General features: G+C 47.0%; 18 protein-coding genes and 1 tRNA gene. 11 read left to right on the forward strand and 8 right to left on the reverse strand.

All coding sequences use genetic code 11. The features are described from left to right. The first annotated feature begins 37 nt into the window (after positions 1-37). On the forward strand, positions 38-829 hold the full coding sequence (locus tag GWK48_RS09580) for an MBL fold metallo-hydrolase (protein WP_174631756.1): 792 nt from the start codon (positions 38-40) through the stop codon (positions 827-829). 86 nt (positions 830-915) lie between these two features. Here the strand turns inward: GWK48_RS09580 and GWK48_RS09585 are convergent, their stop codons facing one another. Next, positions 916-2,067 carry a pyridoxal-phosphate-dependent aminotransferase family protein gene (locus GWK48_RS09585; RefSeq protein ID WP_174631758.1) on the reverse strand — a complete coding sequence of 384 codons (1,152 nt, stop codon included), beginning with the start codon at positions 2,065-2,067 and terminating at the stop codon, positions 916-918. A gap of 465 nt (positions 2,068-2,532) precedes the next feature. Here GWK48_RS09585 and GWK48_RS09590 point away from each other — a divergent pair. Next, a tRNA-Glu gene (locus GWK48_RS09590) sits at positions 2,533-2,625 on the forward strand. A gap of 210 nt (positions 2,626-2,835) precedes the next feature. Beyond that, positions 2,836-3,513: a sulfocyanin-like copper-binding protein gene (locus GWK48_RS09595; protein ID WP_174631760.1), complete on the forward strand. Its 678-nt coding sequence runs from the start codon at positions 2,836-2,838 to the stop codon at positions 3,511-3,513. Positions 3,514-3,534: 21 nt separating this feature from the next. Here the strand turns inward: GWK48_RS09595 and GWK48_RS09600 are convergent, their stop codons facing one another. Beyond that, a complete protein-coding gene (locus GWK48_RS09600) occupies positions 3,535-3,864 on the reverse strand; it encodes a hypothetical protein (protein WP_246263797.1) in 330 nt (109 codons plus the stop codon). Positions 3,865-4,088: 224 nt separating this feature from the next. Here GWK48_RS09600 and GWK48_RS09605 point away from each other — a divergent pair, with 224 nt between their 5' ends. Then, the gene (locus tag GWK48_RS09605) at positions 4,089-4,538 is read left to right on the forward strand and encodes a hypothetical protein (RefSeq protein ID WP_246263798.1); all 450 of its coding nucleotides are present in this window, start codon (positions 4,089-4,091) and stop codon (positions 4,536-4,538) included. Between the two features lie 62 nt (positions 4,539-4,600). Here GWK48_RS09605 and GWK48_RS09610 read toward each other — a convergent pair whose 3' ends face one another. The 5 genes from GWK48_RS09610 to GWK48_RS09630 all read right to left on the reverse strand — a co-directional run bounded on the left by GWK48_RS09610 (position 4,601) and on the right by GWK48_RS09630 (position 11,757). Next, positions 4,601-5,764, reverse strand: a complete 1,164-nt coding sequence (locus tag GWK48_RS09610; RefSeq protein ID WP_174631764.1) for a cation:proton antiporter — start codon at positions 5,762-5,764, stop codon at positions 4,601-4,603. A gap of 64 nt (positions 5,765-5,828) precedes the next feature. After that, positions 5,829-7,874, reverse strand: a complete 2,046-nt coding sequence (locus GWK48_RS09615; RefSeq protein ID WP_246263948.1) for a type IA DNA topoisomerase — start codon at positions 7,872-7,874, stop codon at positions 5,829-5,831. 6 nt (positions 7,875-7,880) lie between these two features. Continuing rightward, positions 7,881-8,726, reverse strand: a complete 846-nt coding sequence (locus tag GWK48_RS09620) for a CBS domain-containing protein (RefSeq protein WP_174631775.1) — start codon at positions 8,724-8,726, stop codon at positions 7,881-7,883. Positions 8,727-8,940: 214 nt separating this feature from the next. Next, entirely contained in the window at positions 8,941-10,911 is a 1,971-nt protein-coding gene (locus tag GWK48_RS09625) for a serine/threonine-protein kinase (protein ID WP_174631777.1), read from the reverse strand. A gap of 78 nt (positions 10,912-10,989) precedes the next feature. Continuing rightward, positions 10,990-11,757 (reverse strand): winged helix-turn-helix transcriptional regulator, encoded by a 768-nt coding sequence (locus tag GWK48_RS09630; RefSeq protein WP_174631779.1) that lies wholly within the window; start codon positions 11,755-11,757, stop codon positions 10,990-10,992. A gap of 177 nt (positions 11,758-11,934) precedes the next feature. Here GWK48_RS09630 and GWK48_RS09635 point away from each other — a divergent pair, with 177 nt between their 5' ends. The 7 genes from GWK48_RS09635 (at position 11,935) to GWK48_RS09665 (ending at position 18,611) form a co-directional block, all read left to right on the forward strand. Then, the gene (locus GWK48_RS09635; protein WP_174631781.1) at positions 11,935-12,090 is read left to right on the forward strand and encodes a zf-TFIIB domain-containing protein; all 156 of its coding nucleotides are present in this window, start codon (positions 11,935-11,937) and stop codon (positions 12,088-12,090) included. Positions 12,091-12,152: 62 nt separating this feature from the next. Next, on the forward strand, positions 12,153-13,400 hold the full coding sequence (locus GWK48_RS09640) for a 3-isopropylmalate dehydratase large subunit (RefSeq protein ID WP_174631782.1): 1,248 nt from the start codon (positions 12,153-12,155) through the stop codon (positions 13,398-13,400). After that, positions 13,397-13,882, forward strand: a complete 486-nt coding sequence (locus GWK48_RS09645; RefSeq protein ID WP_174631784.1) for a 3-isopropylmalate dehydratase small subunit — start codon at positions 13,397-13,399, stop codon at positions 13,880-13,882. Before GWK48_RS09640 ends, GWK48_RS09645 begins: the two co-directional genes overlap by 4 nt. A 56-nt stretch (positions 13,883-13,938) precedes the next feature. Then, a complete protein-coding gene (locus GWK48_RS09650; RefSeq protein ID WP_174631786.1) occupies positions 13,939-14,205 on the forward strand; it encodes a hypothetical protein in 267 nt (88 codons plus the stop codon). A 391-nt stretch (positions 14,206-14,596) separates the two neighbouring features. Next, complete coding sequence (locus GWK48_RS09655) at positions 14,597-15,352, forward strand: hypothetical protein (protein ID WP_174631787.1); 756 nt, start codon at positions 14,597-14,599, stop codon at positions 15,350-15,352. Between the two features lie 447 nt (positions 15,353-15,799). Further along, a complete protein-coding gene (locus tag GWK48_RS09660; protein ID WP_174631789.1) occupies positions 15,800-16,930 on the forward strand; it encodes an MFS transporter in 1,131 nt (376 codons plus the stop codon). Positions 16,931-17,168: 238 nt separating this feature from the next. Continuing rightward, positions 17,169-18,611 (forward strand): MFS transporter, encoded by a 1,443-nt coding sequence (locus GWK48_RS09665; protein ID WP_174631790.1) that lies wholly within the window; start codon positions 17,169-17,171, stop codon positions 18,609-18,611. A gap of 6 nt (positions 18,612-18,617) precedes the next feature. Here GWK48_RS09665 and GWK48_RS09670 read toward each other — a convergent pair whose 3' ends face one another. Next, entirely contained in the window at positions 18,618-19,136 is a 519-nt protein-coding gene (locus tag GWK48_RS09670) for an SLOG cluster 4 domain-containing protein (RefSeq protein ID WP_174631792.1), read from the reverse strand. Between the last annotated feature and the right edge of the window lie 225 nt (positions 19,137-19,361).

Consider the following 19,361-nt stretch of genomic DNA (forward strand, 5'->3'; position numbering starts at 1 on the left):
GAAAGGTGTATTTACCCATCTCACGTAGTTTAACCCCATGAGGTTAAGTAAAGAGGTGGAAGTACTCCCCGGAAGTCCCAACACCCTAATATATCAAGGGAGGGCTGTGGTGGACTTAGGTGGTAAGAACTCTTCAGTGGATGTGAACGCAGAGCTACAGCTAGCTACACACGGCCACATGGACCACATAGCCGGTCTTTTGAAGAACTCTAAGAGGAAGTTCATTCCCAAGGAGGATCTTTGGGCCCTATCCCTCATGGGGAGGAGGGTGATGACCTACGGGTTTAGTTCTAAGGACTCGTCACTTTTCACCTTTGACCTGATAAAGGATAGCATTTCCATTGAACCGGGAGATTCGGAAGTGGAAGTGGTGAAACTACCCGGACACACTCCAGGACATAGCGGGTACATCCTAGGGGACACCCTGTATGCGGGGGACGCGTTCTTTGGGAAAAAAGTCCTGGAAGGTTTCGTATTCCCTTTCTACTTAGACTTTTGGCAGGCAATGGAGTCCCTGGAGAAGCTAAGGGATATTGCTAAGGGAGTCAACAACTTAGTGATATCCCATGGACCGATACAAGAGGCGAAAAAGATGAGGGAACTCTTGGAATACAATTTGGAGTACGGGGCTAAACTGGTGAAGTGGGTTAAGGAAGAGATAAGCACTCCCTCCACAGCAGAACAGGTCGTTGTACGAGTGATGAGAAGGCTGGGTGCAAAGATTTCTCCAGCTAACGTGTTCCTAAACGAGATCGTAGTCAAGTCAATATTGGCCCAAGTTGGTAGGGCTGAGGTGGGAGATGACGGAGTGATCTTCGTAAGTAACTGAGACAAAGGGGAGGTTTAATGGAAATTTAAACGTCTTGTACGAGGGGTGACCAGCAAGGTCTCATCTAAAGTTTTTCACGTCACGGACTAGGCTAAGGTGTTCTGTACAGCCCTAACTCCCTCCCCCAAGTTAATAGGTTCTCCCATCCTCTTGAGTACTCTTTCCAGAACTGCAATGGTAGTCACGGCGTCGTTGGGGTTTACCCAGCCCATATGTCCTATCCTAAAGTACTTACCTGCCAAGGCAGGGTGAACTCCTGGGGCGAGCTCAAGCCCTTCAGATACCACAGCCTTAAGGACCTCAGAAGGGTTAGCCTTCTTCACTATCACCCCAGTTACCGTGTTGCTGTAGGCCTCAGGTTTCCTTGCCACTATGTCCAACCCCATACTTTCGATCCCTGCCCTTATTCCCTTTGCCACTCTCTCATGTCTCTTTATCCTGTTCTCTAGGCCCTCCCTTTCCATGAGCTCAAACGCTTTCACCAACATGAATATGAGGTGGACTGGGAGAGTGGCGAAGTAGGAACCCTTCCCCTCTTCCAGGTTTCTCATGACGTCTACCCAGTTCTTAAGGTTTAGGTAATACCCAGCCACAGACTCTTCCGACAACCTTGAGACCGCCCTCTCGGAGAGGACCAGAAGGCCTGCTCCAGGTGGAACTCCAATGGCTTTTTGGCTGGCTGTCAGATAGATGTCCACCTGGTTATCCTTGGCCTTCACCGTCTCTGCACCCACACTACTGACACCGTCAACTGCTATGAGGTCTACCTTGTCCCTGATCCTCTTGGTCACTTCACCTATGGGTTCCTTAACTCCAGTACTGGTCTCCACATGCGTCATGGTTACCAGGCTGTACTTCTCTTCCTCCACGGCCTTCTCCACTTCCTCCGGTTTCACGTACTCCCCTGGATTTGCCTTGAGGACGTCCACCGCAACTGAGTACCTGTTGAAGATCGCCTTCCATCTGTCTCCGAATACACCGTTGGAAACTACGAGGACCTTGTCTCCCCTCCTCAAGACAGATGCCACGCTCTCCATGGCTGAGGTCCCTCCCCCTGGGATAATGAACGGTTGATAAGTCTCGTCTGCTCCCATCAATTTCCGAAGGTACTTTAGGGAGAAAGACATAGCATCAATGAACTCTTGAGAGGTGAACCCAGTGTCCCCTCGAAGACCCGCAACTAAAATATCATAGTCTATGGTGACTGGACCTACGTGCATGAGAAGTTTTCTAGTCATAATATTACCTCACCTCTGTGCTTAAATCTGTTGCTAATTTCTCAGAGGCATGAATTTTCGGTTACCATGCTTAAACTTCAATTTACCCACTCTGCGGAAACAAGGTTTTTCACCCACCCAGCGCTTGCCCTGCCCGAAGGAAGTTCGTGAAGAGGCAGGGAAGTCATAGGGATGTAGTTCCCCTGTTTAACCCCTTGAAAGCTGCTTATATAGCCCCGTTTAGGTCCGAGGAGCTCCATGCCTCACTATCCTTTAGGTGGTAGATGGTTGAGGATTAAACCCCAACGCTTGAACAACAATTAAACAAGAGGAGTGAAAGTGTAGGGACAAACGGTTAAACCCACCTTACCTTACCTTAATTTAAGTTATCCCAAAAAATCCTTTCAATAACACCGATTAAGACCGAGGCTGAATGACCGTCGGTACCTAGTTAAATTTTAAAGGTGTAAGCGTATTAGATTAATTGCCGCGGTAGTATAGCCCGGTCAAGCGAAAGCGCCGGAAGTATGCAGGCCTCTCAAGCCTGTGGCCCGGGTTCAAATCCCGGTCGCGGCACCATCTTTCCTTTAAACGCACTAGAAATGTTCCAATGGTCTCATCTAAAAGGCCTAGATAGTTCTGACTTTCCTTACTACCTTCGTCCCTATAAAAAGGAGAACTTCACCTTTCAGAGAGAGGGAGGATCTCAGTTAGAGCAACAAAAGGCCGCAGTAGTCTGAACGTTGAATTTGGGAAAATCCTTAAATGGATATCATCGTCCTCCATCTCATGAAAGTCTGGCAAATAGTCCTTATCATAGTAGTGATCGTCGCGGTTGCCTTGTCAACCCTCATAATTGCTCATCGCACCAGTAATCCCCCTGTAAATCAAACTGTAAGTCCTGTAAAGAACGTTACATCCCCTCCCCCAGCCCCTTCCAACTCCTCAAGTTCCATGAACACGACTTCCATCAAGTCCAATAACGTCACTAATGTCACAGTGAAGACCAATTCCACCACCGTTAAGTTACCGAGCGGAGCGTCTCCACTTAATTATAATGCCTCCAACAGGACGGTGTTCATATACCTCTATGCGTCCAACCAGGATCCCAATCCCCTCAACTTCAATGGCACCACTTACGGTACAATGAAGATTTACGTCCCAGAGAACTGGAGCTTATACTTCACCTTCTACAACCCAGAGCCCCTGGGTCATGCCTTGGCCGTTGTCCAGAACAACACTGCTGAACCTAATCAGCTTGAGCTCTCTCAAAACGGAAAGATAATCTTCGAGATCGGTTACAACGGAGGGAATGGGATTTCAGGGGGCGTCAGCGTATCAGGTCTGTTAACTCAGTTACCTCGCGGTTATTACTGGATAGCCTGCCCAATACCCGGTCACGCCCAGAGTGGGATGTGGATTGACCTGATTTCAACTAACGTTACAGTACCCTATGTAGTAACTTAAATTTACGAAAAACTAGAAAAATCACTTTATTGGGAGTTGGGAAAGGAAACTCCTGATGGAATTAATCAACTTATATACTAAACCATCGACGATCCTCCTGTAAAGGAAGATGAGGAAGTACCTCACCTTTAGGACTGTTAGTATCTTTTTCGCTATCCTCTCTTGCTCCAGTAGGTTCCTCTTGAGCCATTCTGAGTAAACTGCACCCTTGAGGCTCTTGATGAACTCCATGAAGTCCCTTATGACCAGCATAAGGTCCTTAATCTTACTGGTTCTAAGGTTAACCTCGTATTCTTCATATCTCTTCTTCAAGAGACCCCCGTCTATGATATCATTAAATGTGACAGTCATACTACTAATATTATTTATTGGTAATATTATTTAGGGCGTGGGGTTCAACAGCGATCAATTAAACATATAATCTCAATGATTCAGGGCTTTATTTCAAATATTTTGAGGAATGGTTGCCAGAAGTTAAGACATTGATTTACACACATTAAAAAGGTCAGGGGGCACATCTAGTCTAAGAGGCAAAAAAGGAGATGAGACTTGAGGACCGGGTACTGAGGTGGAAGATGTTCTCCGAGGTCTGTAGTAGGTTCGCCTCTGAGGCCTTTTACGATTATCCGCTCCTTATGGCCCTTCAGATCAACGAGATGGAGACAGAGCTCGAGGAAATAATGAACAAGTTCTTCCGGGATAACCTTGTCCTGAAGGGGGAGAAATACCAGGCGAGGAGGGGCAGCTTCTACTTTGACGATGAGAACGCTACTGAGGGCTATGAGAATGACTACCTGGCCTTCCAGGTTATATATGCTGATAAGAGGGAGTACCTATCGGAGAAGGAGGAACTGCTAAAGGGCCTAAAGGAGGATTCTGAAGAGACCGAGGACGCGGAGATCTACGCCTTCATAACGACCCTAATGGAGTACACCTTAACTGCCCTCCTTTTTAAGGGCAGGGAAGGGGAGCCAGACTGCGTCAAGAACAAGAAGTGCTATCTATCGCTTAAGTATAAGAAGTGAAGCCGAATCAGGGGAGGTCAAAGCTTCCAGCTTACCTTACCAGAGAGGAGACCTGGGACTATTTACTCTAACCATTTCGATGTCCATCTAAAGAGTAATCCGCCAATAACGGTAGAGAACAGGGCCATGAGTACAACGGCGCTAAACTCGGCTGAATTCAGTGCACCTACACTCAGGCCTATGGATCCCACAACTAACCCTGTTTCGCCCCTTGGAACCATACCCAAAGAGGTGGAGATCGAAGCTTTCAAGTTCCTTAGGGCAAGGTAAGCAAAGGGGAGTACTCCTAGGATCTTGAACGCAACAGCTATTGCAGTAATCTCCAGGGCTAAGAGCAGTTGGTTCATATTAATAGCAGCTACGTCGACTTGGGCCCCTACTGTGACGAAGAATATGCTCCCGAAAACAGAGAGAAGAACTGTCACCAGTTGGTGTACTCTCTCCTTCTTAACGCTCTCAGCTAGGGCTACTCCAGCTATAAATGAAGATATCACAGGGGAGAAGTTGAGGGAGGTCATGAGGGCCGTGAGACCGAAGATGATCAACATGGAGAACTCCTCGATGTAGACATCTCCCAATCTGTTGGCCACGATGGGTATAACCTTTATGGAGACCAGGAAGATCACAGCCCAAGCCACGATATAAAACACCGTAGCTTTGGCTATGGCCAGGGGAGAGCTCTGGCCTGCCAGAGTACCTAGAATTATGGAAAGGAGCACTAAATCAACCACGTCGTCGGTTGAAGCCATGGACATCAGTAGGTCGATCCCTCTTCCCTTAAGCTTCCCGCTCTCTATTATAGATGCAGCTGCAGCCATGCTGGTCGCCCCCACAGCGGATCCCAGAATTAGGGCAGAGTCGGTTCCTACGCTGTTGGAGAAAGCCAGGAACGCAGCTAGGAAAGGTAAAATGGCACCTAGTGTTGCCCCAAGTATTCCATGTACGCCTGAGTTTTTAATGGGAGAAATTCCATGCTCTAGGCCTGAGGAGAAGATGAGGAGTATCATTGAGAACTCAGATATGAAGAGTAGATAGTTATTGAGAGTGAAGATCTTAACTCCAGTTGCGGAGTCTATGAGGCCACCTAAAGCGTAGGGACTTAAAAGAAGACCTGCCAAGATTTCCCCTATGAGTGAAGGTACTGAGACTTTGCTCAACGATGTCCTCAACGCTTCGGCCACGAAGATCATTACTGAAATCTCAAGTAGAACTAGAGTAACATCCATGAATTTCTTAAACGAACCTGAAACTTAAATGATTTCTGTGTTGCATTAAGTAAAACACCTCTTATTATTCCTCGAACTTGAACTTGACGCTCCCTTCATCAAGGTAAACTATGGCGCTGAACCTCCTTCCACTCTTTGACCTGAAACCGCTCATTTTCAACTCCTTGCCCTGGAAGAGACCCCTTGCTTGATTGAAGGAAATCCTCTTACCCAGAATCTGTCTCCAGACCACGGTCCCGCAACTCTTACACTTCCACCCCTTGCTGAATCCGTACACTTCCCCTCCACACTTGCAGAGTATCTTGGTCTGGGGCAGATATTTGTCAAGGAAATTCCTCACGTAGTCCATCGAGGTACTTTCCAGTTTGACCCCAAGGTCCTTGGAAACTACCCTGGCAAGTCTGATCATGTCTGGGGGTGCTCTTGGTTCTACATTTAGCTCCACCTTGGACAACCTCCTGACTTCCTCAGCGGTGAACTCCTTTATCTTCTCTATGAACGATCTGTAGCCTTCCTCTCCCTTTTTCCCTACGTAAATGTCCTCAAGTTCCCTCTCCCACTCTGAGGTCATCTCCGGACTGGTGACCTTGCTGTCCCCGAGTTTAGAGATTAGCTCCCTTCCCTTCTCCGTTGATATCAAGGATTTACCTCTTCTCTCCACATAGCTCCTCTCCAAGAGGGTCTCAATAATCCCAGCCCTGGTAGCAGGAGTCCCGAGTCCTAACCTCTCCATCTCCTTTAGGAGGATGGACTCGGTGAACCTTGGAGGGGGTTTGGTCTTCCTCTCCTCTGACTTTACCCAGTCCTTGATCAACCTCTCCCCTTCCTTTAGGTGTGTAAGAGGGCTATCCTGATGAGGATAGAGCTCCATCCAACCAAGTTGGAGGTTCTTCTTCCCTTGGCATAGAAAGACCTCAGATCCCAACCCTATGAAAACCTTCTGGGTATCATAAAGGTAGTTATCCATGAAGGCCCCAATGAACTTCCTTAGGACTAGGTCGTAAATCTTCTTCTCAGGTTGGGGTAGGTTGGTTGGGGCCTTGTCCAAGGGAATTATGGCATGGTGATCAGTGAGCTTACTGGAGTCAAAGACCCTCTTCCCCACCTTATCCACCTTGGGGATCAAGTCCTCCCTTCCCAGTTTCCTCAGAACATCCTTCGCAAGGCCTTTATTGCTCTCACCCAGGTATCTGGCGTCTGTTCTAGGGTAGCTTATCAGCTTCCATTCCTCATATAGGGATTGGGCTAGGTCTAGAGTCTTCTTGGCTGAGAAACCGTACAACACGTTGGCCTCCCTTTGCAGAGAGGTCAGTGAGTGAAGTAGAGGAGGCCTTTCCTCTTTTCTTTCTATCTCAACTTTCTTAACCACCCCCTCTTTCTCCATCTTCAACTTAGATAGTGTGAGGTCAGCTTCCTCCTTGGTTAATCTGGCCTCAGTCCCATCCCTGATCAACGTTCCTTCCATCCCTGAGAAGCTCCCAAGAATGACGTAATAGGTGGTCGGTTTGAAGCTCTCTATCTCCATGTCCCTTTTGACTATCATGGAGAGCGTAGGGGTCTGAACCCTTCCGACGCTCCATACTTCCCCTCCACCCGCCTTTAGAGTTATCAACCTAGTGAGGTTTATACCAACTATCCAGTCGCCGTTTTGTCTAGCCAAGGCGCTATAGTATAGACTGTCGAAAAGGTTAGAGGGTTTCAGCTCCCTGAATTCCCTCAGGACAACCTCCCTTGTTAGGGCCTCAGAGGTCCACAGCCTTAGAACCTTACCCCCATAGTTCAGGTATTCAAGGACCTCCCTGACTATTAGCTCACCCTCCCTCCCAGCATCCCCGCAATTAACTACCACTTCAGCCCTCTCCAATAGTTTCTTAATTATGGAGAGCTGCGTCTGCTTTCCGGACACGACATCGTAGGTGAACTTCTCTGGGAATATGGGGAGGTCCTTCAAGTCCCATCTCTTTGGAGCGATCTCCCCGATCTCTAGGATGTGACCGTAGGTCCACGTGATGTAGTACCCTCCTGCTATCAAGTAACCCTGCTTCCTCTCTACCTTACCGAGGGCCCTAGCTATATCTAGGGCCACACTTGGCTTCTCTGTTATTACCACTCTCAATTAGCGCTCTACCTTTCCCCTCAACTTCGCGTAGGGCAGGTGGAGTTGATAGTGTAGGGCTATGAGGAGATCCCTCTCGGTTATTATCCCCTTAGCTCTTCCCTCATTATCCAGGATAAGCAGGGATCCTACGCCCTTATTAATAAGGATTGAGGCCGCTTCGTTCACCGACCTATCCTCCTCCACAGTTATCACTGGAGACTTCATAACGTCCTTCACCCTCCTGGAGAAGAATATCTCTGGCTCAAGCTTTTCAACAGCCTTGGAGGCTACCTTAACAGCGTCCGCGGCCGTGATCATGCCCACAACCTTCTCGTCCTCATCTACCACAGGTAGTCTCCTGAACCCTCTACGCAACATGAGCCTTACAGCTTCCTGTAACACGGTCTCCTTGAAGACCCTGTTTACCCTTGGAGTGACGAAGTTAGAGACAGAAAATAGGTTGTCGAGGTCCTGGAACATGAGAAGGAAGTCGCGCTCCGTGACAAGGCCAACGACCCTGCCAACCGAGTTCACCACAGGCAAGGAACCAAAATTCCTAGTCACCATAATGGTTATAGCATCAAGGGAGTCCATCTCCTCCTCCACTACGAACGGGTTTGGGGTCATGTAGTTGGAAGAGGGGGAGACACCCATCTTATAGAGGTCAGCCTGAGTGCAAGAGACTGGACAGAAACTCATGATTACCCCGAGGAGATCCCTAGTGGAAAGGATACCCTTAACTAAGTTCTCAGCTACTATGACCCTCCCCAGCCCCCTATCGTTAACCTTCTTAAATGCCTCCTTTAGACCGTCATTTGGGGACACTATAGGTGGATTTGCGTTCATGAACGTTTTAACTTTCATGTGATAATCTCCCGTCTAGGATTAAAAGTATTTCACATTACGTGAACATTGGGGAATTGTTAACAATGTTAATTTTTTATGAACCTGTAAATCATTAGCTTCATCAGCTTTGGAGTGGTACCTGAAACCTTTCAAGGTTTAGATGGAAATGTTGAGAGCCTAGTCGGTTTCTTAAAACCTCCTCGGGGACGATGTGAAGTGAGCTCACTCCATATTAAAGCAGTGCCGACTCCTTAAAGGGTAAGTTGTACTCGTTTTTCACCAGGTATATGAGTTCTCGCCTCATTTGTTCCAGGGTAGTCTCTCCCCTAATTCCTGACAGTATAATCTCCCTGTATTCCGGAGGGACGTAGTCCATTCTGGGCTCCACGTTATAGAAATCGTTAAGCGCGGACTGCCTCTTCTCCGGGGAGGAAATGGCTTCCTCCATCTCCCTCTCCAACCACTCCGGGAACGGGAAGTTATTGGTTAATGTCACGTAAAGGGACACAGTGAAGGAATACACGTCCATATAGGTCTCCGCCCTGCCTCCAAACCTTTGTGAGGGATGAGCGTAGTAAGGGGTGTAATGGATCACAGGAAATCCCGTCCTGATGGCGCTCCCGAAATCCGATAGTTTTGGAACGACCTCCTCGTTGAGTAGCTGGTTTTCAGCCTCTTCACCGTACCTAGATAGGGGTCTATTGAACAGTATGTTGGATGGCTTTACGTCAGCGTGGACGTAACCCTGTTTGTGAATGTGCACTAGGGCTTCTGCAACCCTAGAATAAATTAACCCAACTATCCTGGTCCACCTCACTGAATGCCTTAGTGAGGAGTACTCCTCCTCGGCCAAAATTCGTCTTAGATCTCCTCCCTCCATGAACTCCATCACTATGGCTGGAGGTGAACTGTAGTAGTCGGTCCAATTCTCGTCAATGAAGTTAGCAAGTATCCTGACCATGTACCTCGAGCCCCTTGAGATTTCCTGCATCTTAGCGACCTCGTAAAGGAATTCGTCCATCTTGTACTCCCTCTTCATCACCTTCATGGCGAACTTCCTAGTGTTCTTCTCCGCGAGAAGGACGTAGCCCATACCACCTTTTCCGAGGACGTCCCTAATCTCGTAACCGTAAAGCACGTACCCTATCCACGACTCTGGATCGAATTCATTCCCGTTCCTCTCCGTGGGCGTCACTTTAGAGCAGGCTTCAACTAACCCCTCCCTACAGGCATAGGCGAACTCCCTCATGGCATTAGGAGTTGAGTTTAAGGAAAGGAAGGTCAACCCTCTCAGGTAAGCCAAGGGGGCGGTTCTCCTTATCTTCTGGGCCTCGTCCAATACCTCCAAGGCCCTCTTGTTTTCTCCAGCCTCTAGAAGGGTAGAACCAAGGATTACCAGGTTTTGAAAGCTCTTGTTCCTCTTTAGAGCTTCCTCGAACATGTTTATTGCGTCCTGAACCTTATTCTTTTTTAAATAATAGAAACCTAGCTTAATCGCGGGTACGTCATATGTTGGTAATACGGAGAGAGATTCGTATAGGAGCTTTGGGTTCCCGGTCTTCTCGAAGTCTGCGATGAGGGAGTTGGCCTTTGATATCAACTTGAGTTCCAGTTCTCTATACTTCTCCTCAGAGAAATAGGAGTATATCCTTAACGCCTCCAATTCCTTTCCAAGCCTTTCTAAGCACTCAGCAGCAGCTAGGGACTCCTCAGGGTACTTCTCATCGAGCTTGGAGAAGAGGGAAACAGCGTCTTCACACCTGTTTAATCTAGATAGGTGTAGGATAGCCTGCCTGAGCACCTCGGGATCCTTATACCTCTCCACGGCGAACTTTATTACCTGGTAGTCGTCCATCTCACTCAAGATTGAGGCCTTATCTCCCCTCAAGAACACCTTCCCGTTAACTATGTCGTAAGACGCACCTATCACTAACTTGTCCCTTGGGTTTGGGAGGATGCAGGCTGCGTCCTGTGACTCGAATAGCGCCAGGGAGGGTTCCTTGATTATAGCCTTGAGGACTCCTGAGAAGTCACTCTTGGTGCAGTCCAGAACGGGGACCTTAGTGAACTTTATCTTATCCTTCTCTGTGGAGACAAGATACCCTATTACATCGTCCTTAACCTTGACTTTTTCATTTATTTCCCTGAGGTTCCCGTCAGCAAAGAGGTAACATTTATCATTGTAGGCGAAAGCGTAGCTCACATTCCCTATCTTGTGGTAAAACTTTATTTGGTGATTAACTTGATAATACGTTTAGAAAATTACTAAGAAAGACTTGGTTCAGGCTACGTCGTAAGACTCGGCTATCATGAGGTCGGCATCTGGGTCATACTCCCTGAACTTCTTGACTTTGTCTGAAACCTCCTGAATGGAATTTCCAATGTTTACGAAGATTCCTCCGTTTTTGTCAGAGATCTCCCTGAAGTTAACGTTCTCGAAGAACTTCTTGGCCACTTCCACATTCTTGGTAAACACTGCGTACATCACAACGTTACTCTTGTTGATGTCCACTATGGGGACAAGTCTGATGAACTCTTTCTTGTAAAGATACCTCAGGTGTCTCCTCACGGTCTTGGATGAGACCTTCATTCTCTCGCTTATCTCAACTGGAGTCATAACTGGGTTCTCCTTGAGGACTGAGAGCAACCTGAGGTCGAAGGAGGAAGGACTATAGGGATGTTGTTCAGGGATGTATACCATCCTGGGCTCGCCTAGGGCTGAGGACATTTCGTTTATCTTTCCCTTTATGTCCTCCAAAGTATCTCCTTCAATCTCATACACGTTAACGTCCTCAATGCACTTCACCTTAAACACGTACTCTCCTTTCCACTCCTTCCTGTTGGAGAAGGAAGCGTATCCGTGGTACTTTCCGTAGAAATTGGGGTTAACGTAGAGGGATACTTTCTTTATAATTCCCTCCTTGGTCATTCTCTCTACTCTGTAGTTGACCGCAGGAGGAGAGATGTTCAGCTCCTTGGCTATCTTCCTTTGGGAGTACCTGTAGTCCTTCATCAGGTACAAAACTATTTTTTTATTTACATCATCCATGCTCTACACTTCCAAAGTTATATAATATGGTTTCTCCAAATTATATTTTTCGCTTGTCCCCAATATTGGCAACTGTGTAAAAATTATTTCGTTTTTAATCAACTATCATCTTAAAAATTTTCCATATAACGGAATGGGCCTACTCCCTTTTAAGCCTCATTGGTGATAGACCTCATTATGGCAAGAAGAACTTGCCCGTCCTGTAAGCAGGTAGTTGAGGAGAACCTAAAGAGAGAAGGGAACGTGGTGATCAAGTCTTGCCCCAAGTGCGGACATGTGTTTGTGTCCTACGAAAAAGGTAAGGGGTACATATCAACATCAACCAATAGTTAATACGAAAAACGAACCTCTTTTAATGAAAGACTTATTTTTAACTAATCATAGAATCACTCGATATGACAGGTACATTAACTGAGAAAATACTTTCAAGGGCCTCGGGGAAAACAGTCTCCCCTGGAGACGTTATAGAGGCTAAGACGGACATAGTCGCCTTCCATGACTTAACCGGTTACCACGTCATAGAGGTCATGGAAAAGGCTAATATGGTGAAAGTTTTTGACAAGAGTAAAATAGTAGTTGCCTTTGATCATCTAGCTCCTCCACCTGACGTTAGGAGCGCCGAGATTCAGGGCAACATAAGGAAGTTCGTGAAGGACGTTAGGCTACCAAACTTCCACGATATCAACGTAGGGATACTCCACGAGTTGTTGATTGAGAAGTATGCCCTACCCGGGCAGGTTATAGTGGCAGCAGATAGTCATACTACAACCTCGGGAGCAGTTGGGGCTTTTGCCCAGGGGATGGGCGCGAGTGATGTGGCAGCAGCGGTAATCACAGGGAAGACCTGGTTGGTAGTTCCGCAACCCTTTAAGGTCCAGCTGAAAGGTTCACCTGGGAAGTGGATAAACGGTAAGGATGTAGCCCTAGAGCTCCTGGGTAAGTTTAAGGCCGACTATTTCAACGGAATGTCCATCGAAGTTCATGTGGATAACCCGAAGGCGTTTCCGACGGACTACAGGGCCACCGTCTCTAACATGGGCATAGAGATGAACGCGGACGCCCTGATGTTTGTCCCGGACTCAGAGACGAAGGATTACATAAAGACCATGAGGGGGGTGGAGGCTGAACTGATGACTCCGGATCAAGGAGCGAGATATACAGATGAGTACACAATTGAGCTGAACAAACTAGAACCCCTCGTCGCAGCCCCTTACAGCGTAGATAACGTGAAGACTGCTAGGGAAGAAAGTAAGGTACCAGTGGACCAGGTGTATATAGGTTCCTGCACCAATGGTAGGATCTCCGACTTCAGAATGGCAGCAGAGATACTCAAGGGTAAAAAGGTCAAGGCGAGGTGCATAGCTATACCTTCCTCCTATGAGATGTTCAAGCAGGCTATGGAACTGGGATATATAGAGACGCTAGTCAATGCTGGGTGCATTGTAACTTACGGTACCTGCGGCCCCTGCTTGGGCGGGCATTTTGGTGTTGCCGGTCCAGGCGAGGTAATAGTTTCTACAAGTTCCAGGAATTTCAGGGGAAGGATGGGAAGCAATGAGGCAAAGGTCTACCTATCCGGACCCAGTGTGGCAGCTGCCTCAGCCGCAACTGGGTATATAACAGACCCGAGGGATCTACAATGATAGTAGAGGGTCCGGTTCTTAAGTATGGTGACAAGATAGACACTGATATTATCATCCCAGCTCGTCATCTGAAGTATACCGACCCGGCCTATCTAGCACAGCATGCTATGGAGCCCATCGACCCGGAGTTTTATAAGAAGGCTTCAAAGGGAGTAATTATAGTAGCTGGGAAAGTCTTTGGTATGGGCTCGTCAAGGGAGCAAGCTGCCATAGCCCTAAAAGCCGCGGGGGTGAAAGTAGTTATAGCGGAGAGCTTTGCGAGGATATTCTACAGGAACTGTATTAACAACGGTCTTCCCCTCATAACGTTGCCCAACGCGACAAAGGAGATCAATGAGGGAGACATTGTAAAGGTGAACGTCGAGACCGGTGAAGTCCAGGTTAACGGAAGGACTCTGAAGGGGAAGGGAATTTCTGGAATGGCCTTGGATATCTTGAAGTCTGGAGGCATAATGGAATATTTGAAGAAAGTTTCGGCTTGAGGCAGAGACCCCACTGAAACAAATTAATTTTTATTTGATGAAACTAATACATGATCATGGGAAAGTTTAGTATCGTTATTGTGTCCCTCCTATTTTGGTTTTTGGATTATCCTATCAGCGTGGGCATTCTGAGGGGAGTATACGGTGTAGATTCAACTCCTCAGTTACTCTTGTTTGGCGTAATTGACTACTTGGTTGAAGCGATTGCCACGTTGATCATGTATGGGGTTGCAAGGACCGTAAAGTTGCATCTCTTAAGACGAGTTAATGTTGATGCTAAGTTTCAAGGACTCACTAGAAATAAGGAAAGGCAAATAGGTTAAGGTTGAAGATTCTTGGTCTATAGGCGTCTAGTAGGAGAAAACCGAGTCCCCTGCTTAGGCAACATGAGCTCAAGATCCCTTATTTTGTGGATCGAATGTTAAGAATGGACCTCACGTCTGATGGAGTCCAGCGCTTCTGATTAAGAACGTGAAATCTTATTGAGATCCCTGGGTCGAACCCTAAGCTCAAGTAGTAAGACCTCAAGAGATGTAATTGTAATAGAAATAGACGTCTAATCCCTTAGGTACCGTTCTTAATGACGTCGATTACGTCGTCGTACTCTATGTAGTCCTTCATTAGCGAGAGCCTAATCTCCTAGTTTGTAATCCTAATGCCAATTGGCAGAAGTTGGGAAAAACTATTAAACTTCTCACTGATATTATACAATAAATGCAGAAAATTTTGATTTCTACAACATTAATGCTGGTTTCCTTCCTCATATTTCTAGCCTTCCCGAAAGGGGGAATAGCTATGTCCTTGTTGTCAGGTTCTATCTTTTGGGTTGGAGTCGGTCTCACCGTTCTCCCTAAAGTAGGTTGGGGAAAAGGGAAGCTCTTCCTTGTACCCTTTCTGGCATATTTTCTTTACCACTCCCTACTTTACAGCTTTACACTGACATTGTTGGAACCAGGCGGGTTAGCCCTCTTTAACTATCTGCACGGTTATCATTTCGGTTACGGATATGAGATCCCTCCCCCTCCCCAGTATTTTCTCCTGTGGGTATCCCAAAGTGTGGGAATTTGGTTCATTATAGGTAACTTCGAGGCAGACGTTGTTCCCTTCACGCTTTTTATGGGTCTCCTCCTGGGGGACCTAATGGGTCTAAACGTGAGTGAGATAACCAAGTTGAGGGGCGTTGGGATGAAGACAGCTACAGCTATAACGCTACCAAGCCTAGGGGTTGTCTCTGGAACGTCCTGCTGTCTAGCTTTACCTTCGCTTATCCTTTATAGCGTTGCCTTATCAGTCCCTGTAATTTCCTCAGAGGTCTTCTCCCTTCTCTCCTCAACTCCTTACTTCGTATTCGTGTACTTTGGACTACCTATCATGTCGGCAGTAATTCTTTACCTAAATCTTAGATTAGTAAGGCAAGTTAAGCTTAAGAAATCCTTACGAGATGGTACCTGTACCAAAGTTCGAGATTGAGATCTCCTAAGAATTTTCAACAGGTCTTCACTACGGCGAGGGATATTTTCACCACAGGACTGTGGGTATACCTCTAGTATATTACACCCCTTCCAACCCGGAAAGATATGTACTTCTAATCGACAAAAATAAGCGTCTGGCAAGATCGATTTTGAACGAGCTCATTTAGCTCTAAAGAGGTCTAAGGGTTCACATATAAAAGTTAAAGGTAAATATTCCTTATAGTATGATTTTATTAATAAAAAGAAGACATCACCTTGACGTTAATGACGCTTTAAACATAATGAAACTGGGAGTAAAGAGGGTTACAGTCACGTTGAAAAACCTCTTTACTTTTTAGTTTCTTCTAACGGAGTAACTTCGTAAGGGGGAGCAACACCTCACACCTCTGTGGAACCCCCGCCATGGCTGGAGGTCATCTCGCAAAAAGAGGAGGGTTAACATTTCATGAGGAGAAGGCTCTATCTATTGACCGGGTTTGTAGCTATGCTCTTCAACTCCACGTTACAATATTCATGGAACGCTTATGAGCCATTACTAATTAAAGGGTTTAACGCTACCCCGTCTAGGGTGGAGATAGCCTTTGCCCTATTTGTACTGTTCTCTACATCCTTTCAGGTCTTCAGCGGGAGATTCGCCGACATTTACGGACCCAAATCCGTTGGGGTTGCAGGCTCAGTCTGCTTATCAATAGGCTTGATTTTAGGATCTCTATCCCCCAATCTAACCACCTTTTATTTGGCTTGGACTCTTGGAAGTGTTGGCGAGGGCATAGTTTACGGCGTTTCACTTAACCTGGCGTTAAAGTGGTATCAGGAAAGACGTGGTCTGGCGTCAGGCCTAGTCTCCATGGGCTTCGGGTTAGGTGGAGCCATCGCCAACCCATTCATTGAGGCCTCAGGAAACTTCAGACTTCCAATGGGTGTGATCGGAACGCTGGCCCTAACCCTAGTGGTTCTTTTCTCCCTTTCCTCCTATCCCAAGGGTCAGGTAGGTGTTTCGCCTGGAAAGGTCTTAAAGGAACCAAGGTTCTGGACTATCTACTTATCCTTCACTTTCGCCTCCATTCCATTACTAGTCTTCTCAGCCTCCTTAACCCAAATTGCAAGTTATCTGAACTCCCTCTATTACACGTTGATAACCGTGGTCTTTCCAATAGTAAGCGGTACTGGAAGACCTCTCCTGGGGTACCTTACGGATAAGCTGGGAAGGCTGAGAGGCATAGATGTTGTTAACTTTTCCCTCCTTTTAGCTACTGTGTTTGCAGTGTTTGGTTACGCGGAAAAGAGTCCAACATATCTGATAGGGAGCGCTGTGGCCATAGGAATATTCGGCGGTTCCTCCTACACTCTCTACTCAGCCCTTGTGGGAGACATTTACGGACCTAAGTATTCGACCTTAAACACCTCAATCCTCTACACAGGAAAGATAATATCAGGGGTTTTGGGCAGCTTTGCCTTTTCCACGCTCTTTGAATTCTCACCTAAGCTAGGGCTGCTCTTCCTCTTAGGTTCTTCCATTACATCCATTCTTGTGCTAATGTTGTTGCACTTTAACATCGACGTCAGATCAAGATAGGAAACCTTATTTCTAGATGTGGAGACATTGTTGGAAATGATGAGCCGTGTTTCAGCCTATCGGTGAAGATAAATCAAAATCTGAACAGTCGAGGGTTATCGCAACGTTAAGGCTTCAAAGGTGCTCCCTCTGGAGGTAAAGACTATACTCTATGCATTACGTCAGTTAGGAAGAAGTCTCTTAGTCTGTTAATCATCTAAAACTAAACTATTTAATTTTACGTATAACAATGTATATCATGAGAAGGAGTACAGTCCTTTTCGTACTAGTTCTAGGAACAATGATGGCGGCGATCGACTCTACTGTTGTCCTACTTGCCCTTCCTACGATTACAACTGACCTTAAAACAAATCTTGACCTGTCCATCTGGACCATTCTGATATACCTCCTAGTCGTGGCCGTGATGACCACCCAGTTGGGTAGGATAGGAGATATCTTGGGGAGGTCGAGGATGTATAACTTGGGGTTTGCAATTTTTACGATCGGTTCAGCACTATGTGGCGTTTCCGCCTCGATTGAAGCCTTGGTGGCCTTTAGGGGTGTGCAGGCGTTCGGTGCATCAATGCTCCAGGCCAACTCAGGGGCAATAATTGCAGATACCTTCCCCTCAAACGAGAGGGGGAGAGCTTACGGTTACACTTCCATAGGCTGGAACGTAGGTGCGACCCTAGGGATAGTGGTCGGAGGTGTTCTCACCACTCTGGTGGGGTGGAGGTACATCTTCTTTATAAATCTCCCAATAGGTGCAGTGGCAATAGCTCTAGGCCTCAAATATATTAAGGACGTGGAGAGAGTTAAGGCAGGATCTCTTGACGTCGTTGGCATGTCGCTTTTACTAGCTGGGCTATCCATGATAACTTATGGAGCGTCGGACGTTGCAGGAAGGGGAATTAACCTGCTCAATGGTGGTCTAATAATAGGAGGGGTAATTGTAGTTGCTCTGATGTTGATGTACGAGACTAGGGTTAAGAACCCCATACTCGACCTTAGGGCTTTCACCAATAGGGTTTTAGCCTTTTCGGTATTGGCCTCGTTCTTCCAAAGTACAGGTTACCTATCTGTGGTGTTCGTTGTGATAATGTATCTTCAAGGTATAAGGGGGTTGAGCCCACTGAACGCCTCACTACTGCTTGTTCCAGGGTACGTGGTCGCTAGCTCTCTGGGTCCCTTTGCAGGCAGACTATCCGATAAGATAGGGGCAAGGATACCGGCTACCCTAGGAATTGCCATGATGATGGGGGCCATATTAATCTACCTTGGGTTGACTGTTAACACCCCTCTTTACGTAATTATCCTAGCCTCTGTTGTTGGAGGGCTTGGATCTGCGCTGTTTTACCCAGCCAACAACAGCGCAGTCATGGCAAACGCGAAGAAGGGGTTTTACGGCGGTGCAAGCGGTCTCCTGAGGACCTTGGCTAACCTAGGAACTCTGACCAGTTACGTGCTCACCATCACAGTAGCCTCTCTATCAATTCCCAGATACGTCGCTTTTGAGGTATTCTTGGGGACGAGTGATCTTTTGGGAGGGGTAGCCCAGTCCTTCCTTGTTGGAATTAAGTCGGCTCTGGTCATAGCGCTGGTAGTCCTGGCAGTGGGCATGGCACTCTCAGCATTCAGAGGTAAAGAGGAGAGAGTCAAGGTCGAAACTTCCAATCAAAAAGGAACAAACCAAAGGGCTTAAGGGAAGTTAAAGGTCCTTTCCGTAGTACCTCTTACAGATCGCTGCTCCTATTTTCTCTGGTTCGTCGACGTAAATAACTTCCCCCAAACCTCTCTGGTCAATTTTGTCAGGGAACGCCACGTTCAACCTATCGCTACTCTGTCCAGTGCCAGTTAAGACGTAAACTGTCTTACCCATGGCGTATGCCATCAGTATCTCAGTCATTGTGCCGGCTTCGCCCCCCAGGCTTACCATGATGTCCCCAGACCTAGCGATAATCACTGATCTACACCTAGGGTCACAGCCGGAGTCTATCCTAATTACCTCGTTTGGCATTATAACGTGCTCAGTACCCTCAGGGATTACTGCTACCACTTTATTTCCAAGGGAAAGAGCCTCGTCCGTGACCGTCCTCATTAGTCCCCAGTACCCACCTAAAATAAATGTCTGGTTACTGCACTTGGTTAAGGTCCTGACGAACCTTCGTGCCTTCTCCTCCAATTCTGGGGAGGGCTCGGATCCCAGGGCAGCAATAGCAATTTGCATGACTTGGTATCAAGTTCTTGGATTAAAAATTCTAATGTAGAAACTTGACCAACTCTCCTAGGTTATTGGACGGGTTGACCTATATCGACTGCTAGAGGCTCAGAACAGTTTGTCTTTAAGCACAAGCCCTTGTAAGTAGGTTCCCCGTTCTTTCCCTAGTCAGGATACTTCCCAAGGATAGGAACCTTAGCTGACCTCCTCTCCGTGCTAAAGGGCGAGGTCTGT

Source organism: Metallosphaera tengchongensis, from assembly GCF_013343295.1.
GTDB classification, from domain to species: Archaea; Thermoproteota; Thermoprotei_A; order Sulfolobales; family Sulfolobaceae; genus Metallosphaera; species Metallosphaera tengchongensis.

Coding starts and splice junctions, on each gene's coding strand:
- GWK48_RS09580 (WP_174631756.1), top strand. CDS start 38: ATGAGGTTAAGTAAAGAGGTGGAAGTACTCCCCGGAAGTCCCAACACC.
- GWK48_RS09585 (WP_174631758.1), bottom strand. CDS start 2,067: ATGACTAGAAAACTTCTCATGCACGTAGGTCCAGTCACCATAGACTAT.
- GWK48_RS09595 (WP_174631760.1), top strand. CDS start 2,836: ATGAAAGTCTGGCAAATAGTCCTTATCATAGTAGTGATCGTCGCGGTT.
- GWK48_RS09600 (WP_246263797.1), bottom strand. CDS start 3,864: ATGACTGTCACATTTAATGATATCATAGACGGGGGTCTCTTGAAGAAG.
- GWK48_RS09605 (WP_246263798.1), top strand. CDS start 4,089: ATGTTCTCCGAGGTCTGTAGTAGGTTCGCCTCTGAGGCCTTTTACGAT.
- GWK48_RS09610 (WP_174631764.1), bottom strand. CDS start 5,764: ATGGATGTTACTCTAGTTCTACTTGAGATTTCAGTAATGATCTTCGTG.
- GWK48_RS09620 (WP_174631775.1), bottom strand. CDS start 8,726: ATGAAAGTTAAAACGTTCATGAACGCAAATCCACCTATAGTGTCCCCA.
- GWK48_RS09630 (WP_174631779.1), bottom strand. CDS start 11,757: ATGGATGATGTAAATAAAAAAATAGTTTTGTACCTGATGAAGGACTAC.
- GWK48_RS09635 (WP_174631781.1), top strand. CDS start 11,935: ATGGCAAGAAGAACTTGCCCGTCCTGTAAGCAGGTAGTTGAGGAGAAC.
- GWK48_RS09640 (WP_174631782.1), top strand. CDS start 12,153: ATGACAGGTACATTAACTGAGAAAATACTTTCAAGGGCCTCGGGGAAA.
- GWK48_RS09645 (WP_174631784.1), top strand. CDS start 13,397: ATGATAGTAGAGGGTCCGGTTCTTAAGTATGGTGACAAGATAGACACT.
- GWK48_RS09650 (WP_174631786.1), top strand. CDS start 13,939: ATGGGAAAGTTTAGTATCGTTATTGTGTCCCTCCTATTTTGGTTTTTG.
- GWK48_RS09655 (WP_174631787.1), top strand. CDS start 14,597: ATGCAGAAAATTTTGATTTCTACAACATTAATGCTGGTTTCCTTCCTC.
- GWK48_RS09660 (WP_174631789.1), top strand. CDS start 15,800: ATGAGGAGAAGGCTCTATCTATTGACCGGGTTTGTAGCTATGCTCTTC.
- GWK48_RS09665 (WP_174631790.1), top strand. CDS start 17,169: ATGAGAAGGAGTACAGTCCTTTTCGTACTAGTTCTAGGAACAATGATG.
- GWK48_RS09670 (WP_174631792.1), bottom strand. CDS start 19,136: ATGCAAATTGCTATTGCTGCCCTGGGATCCGAGCCCTCCCCAGAATTG.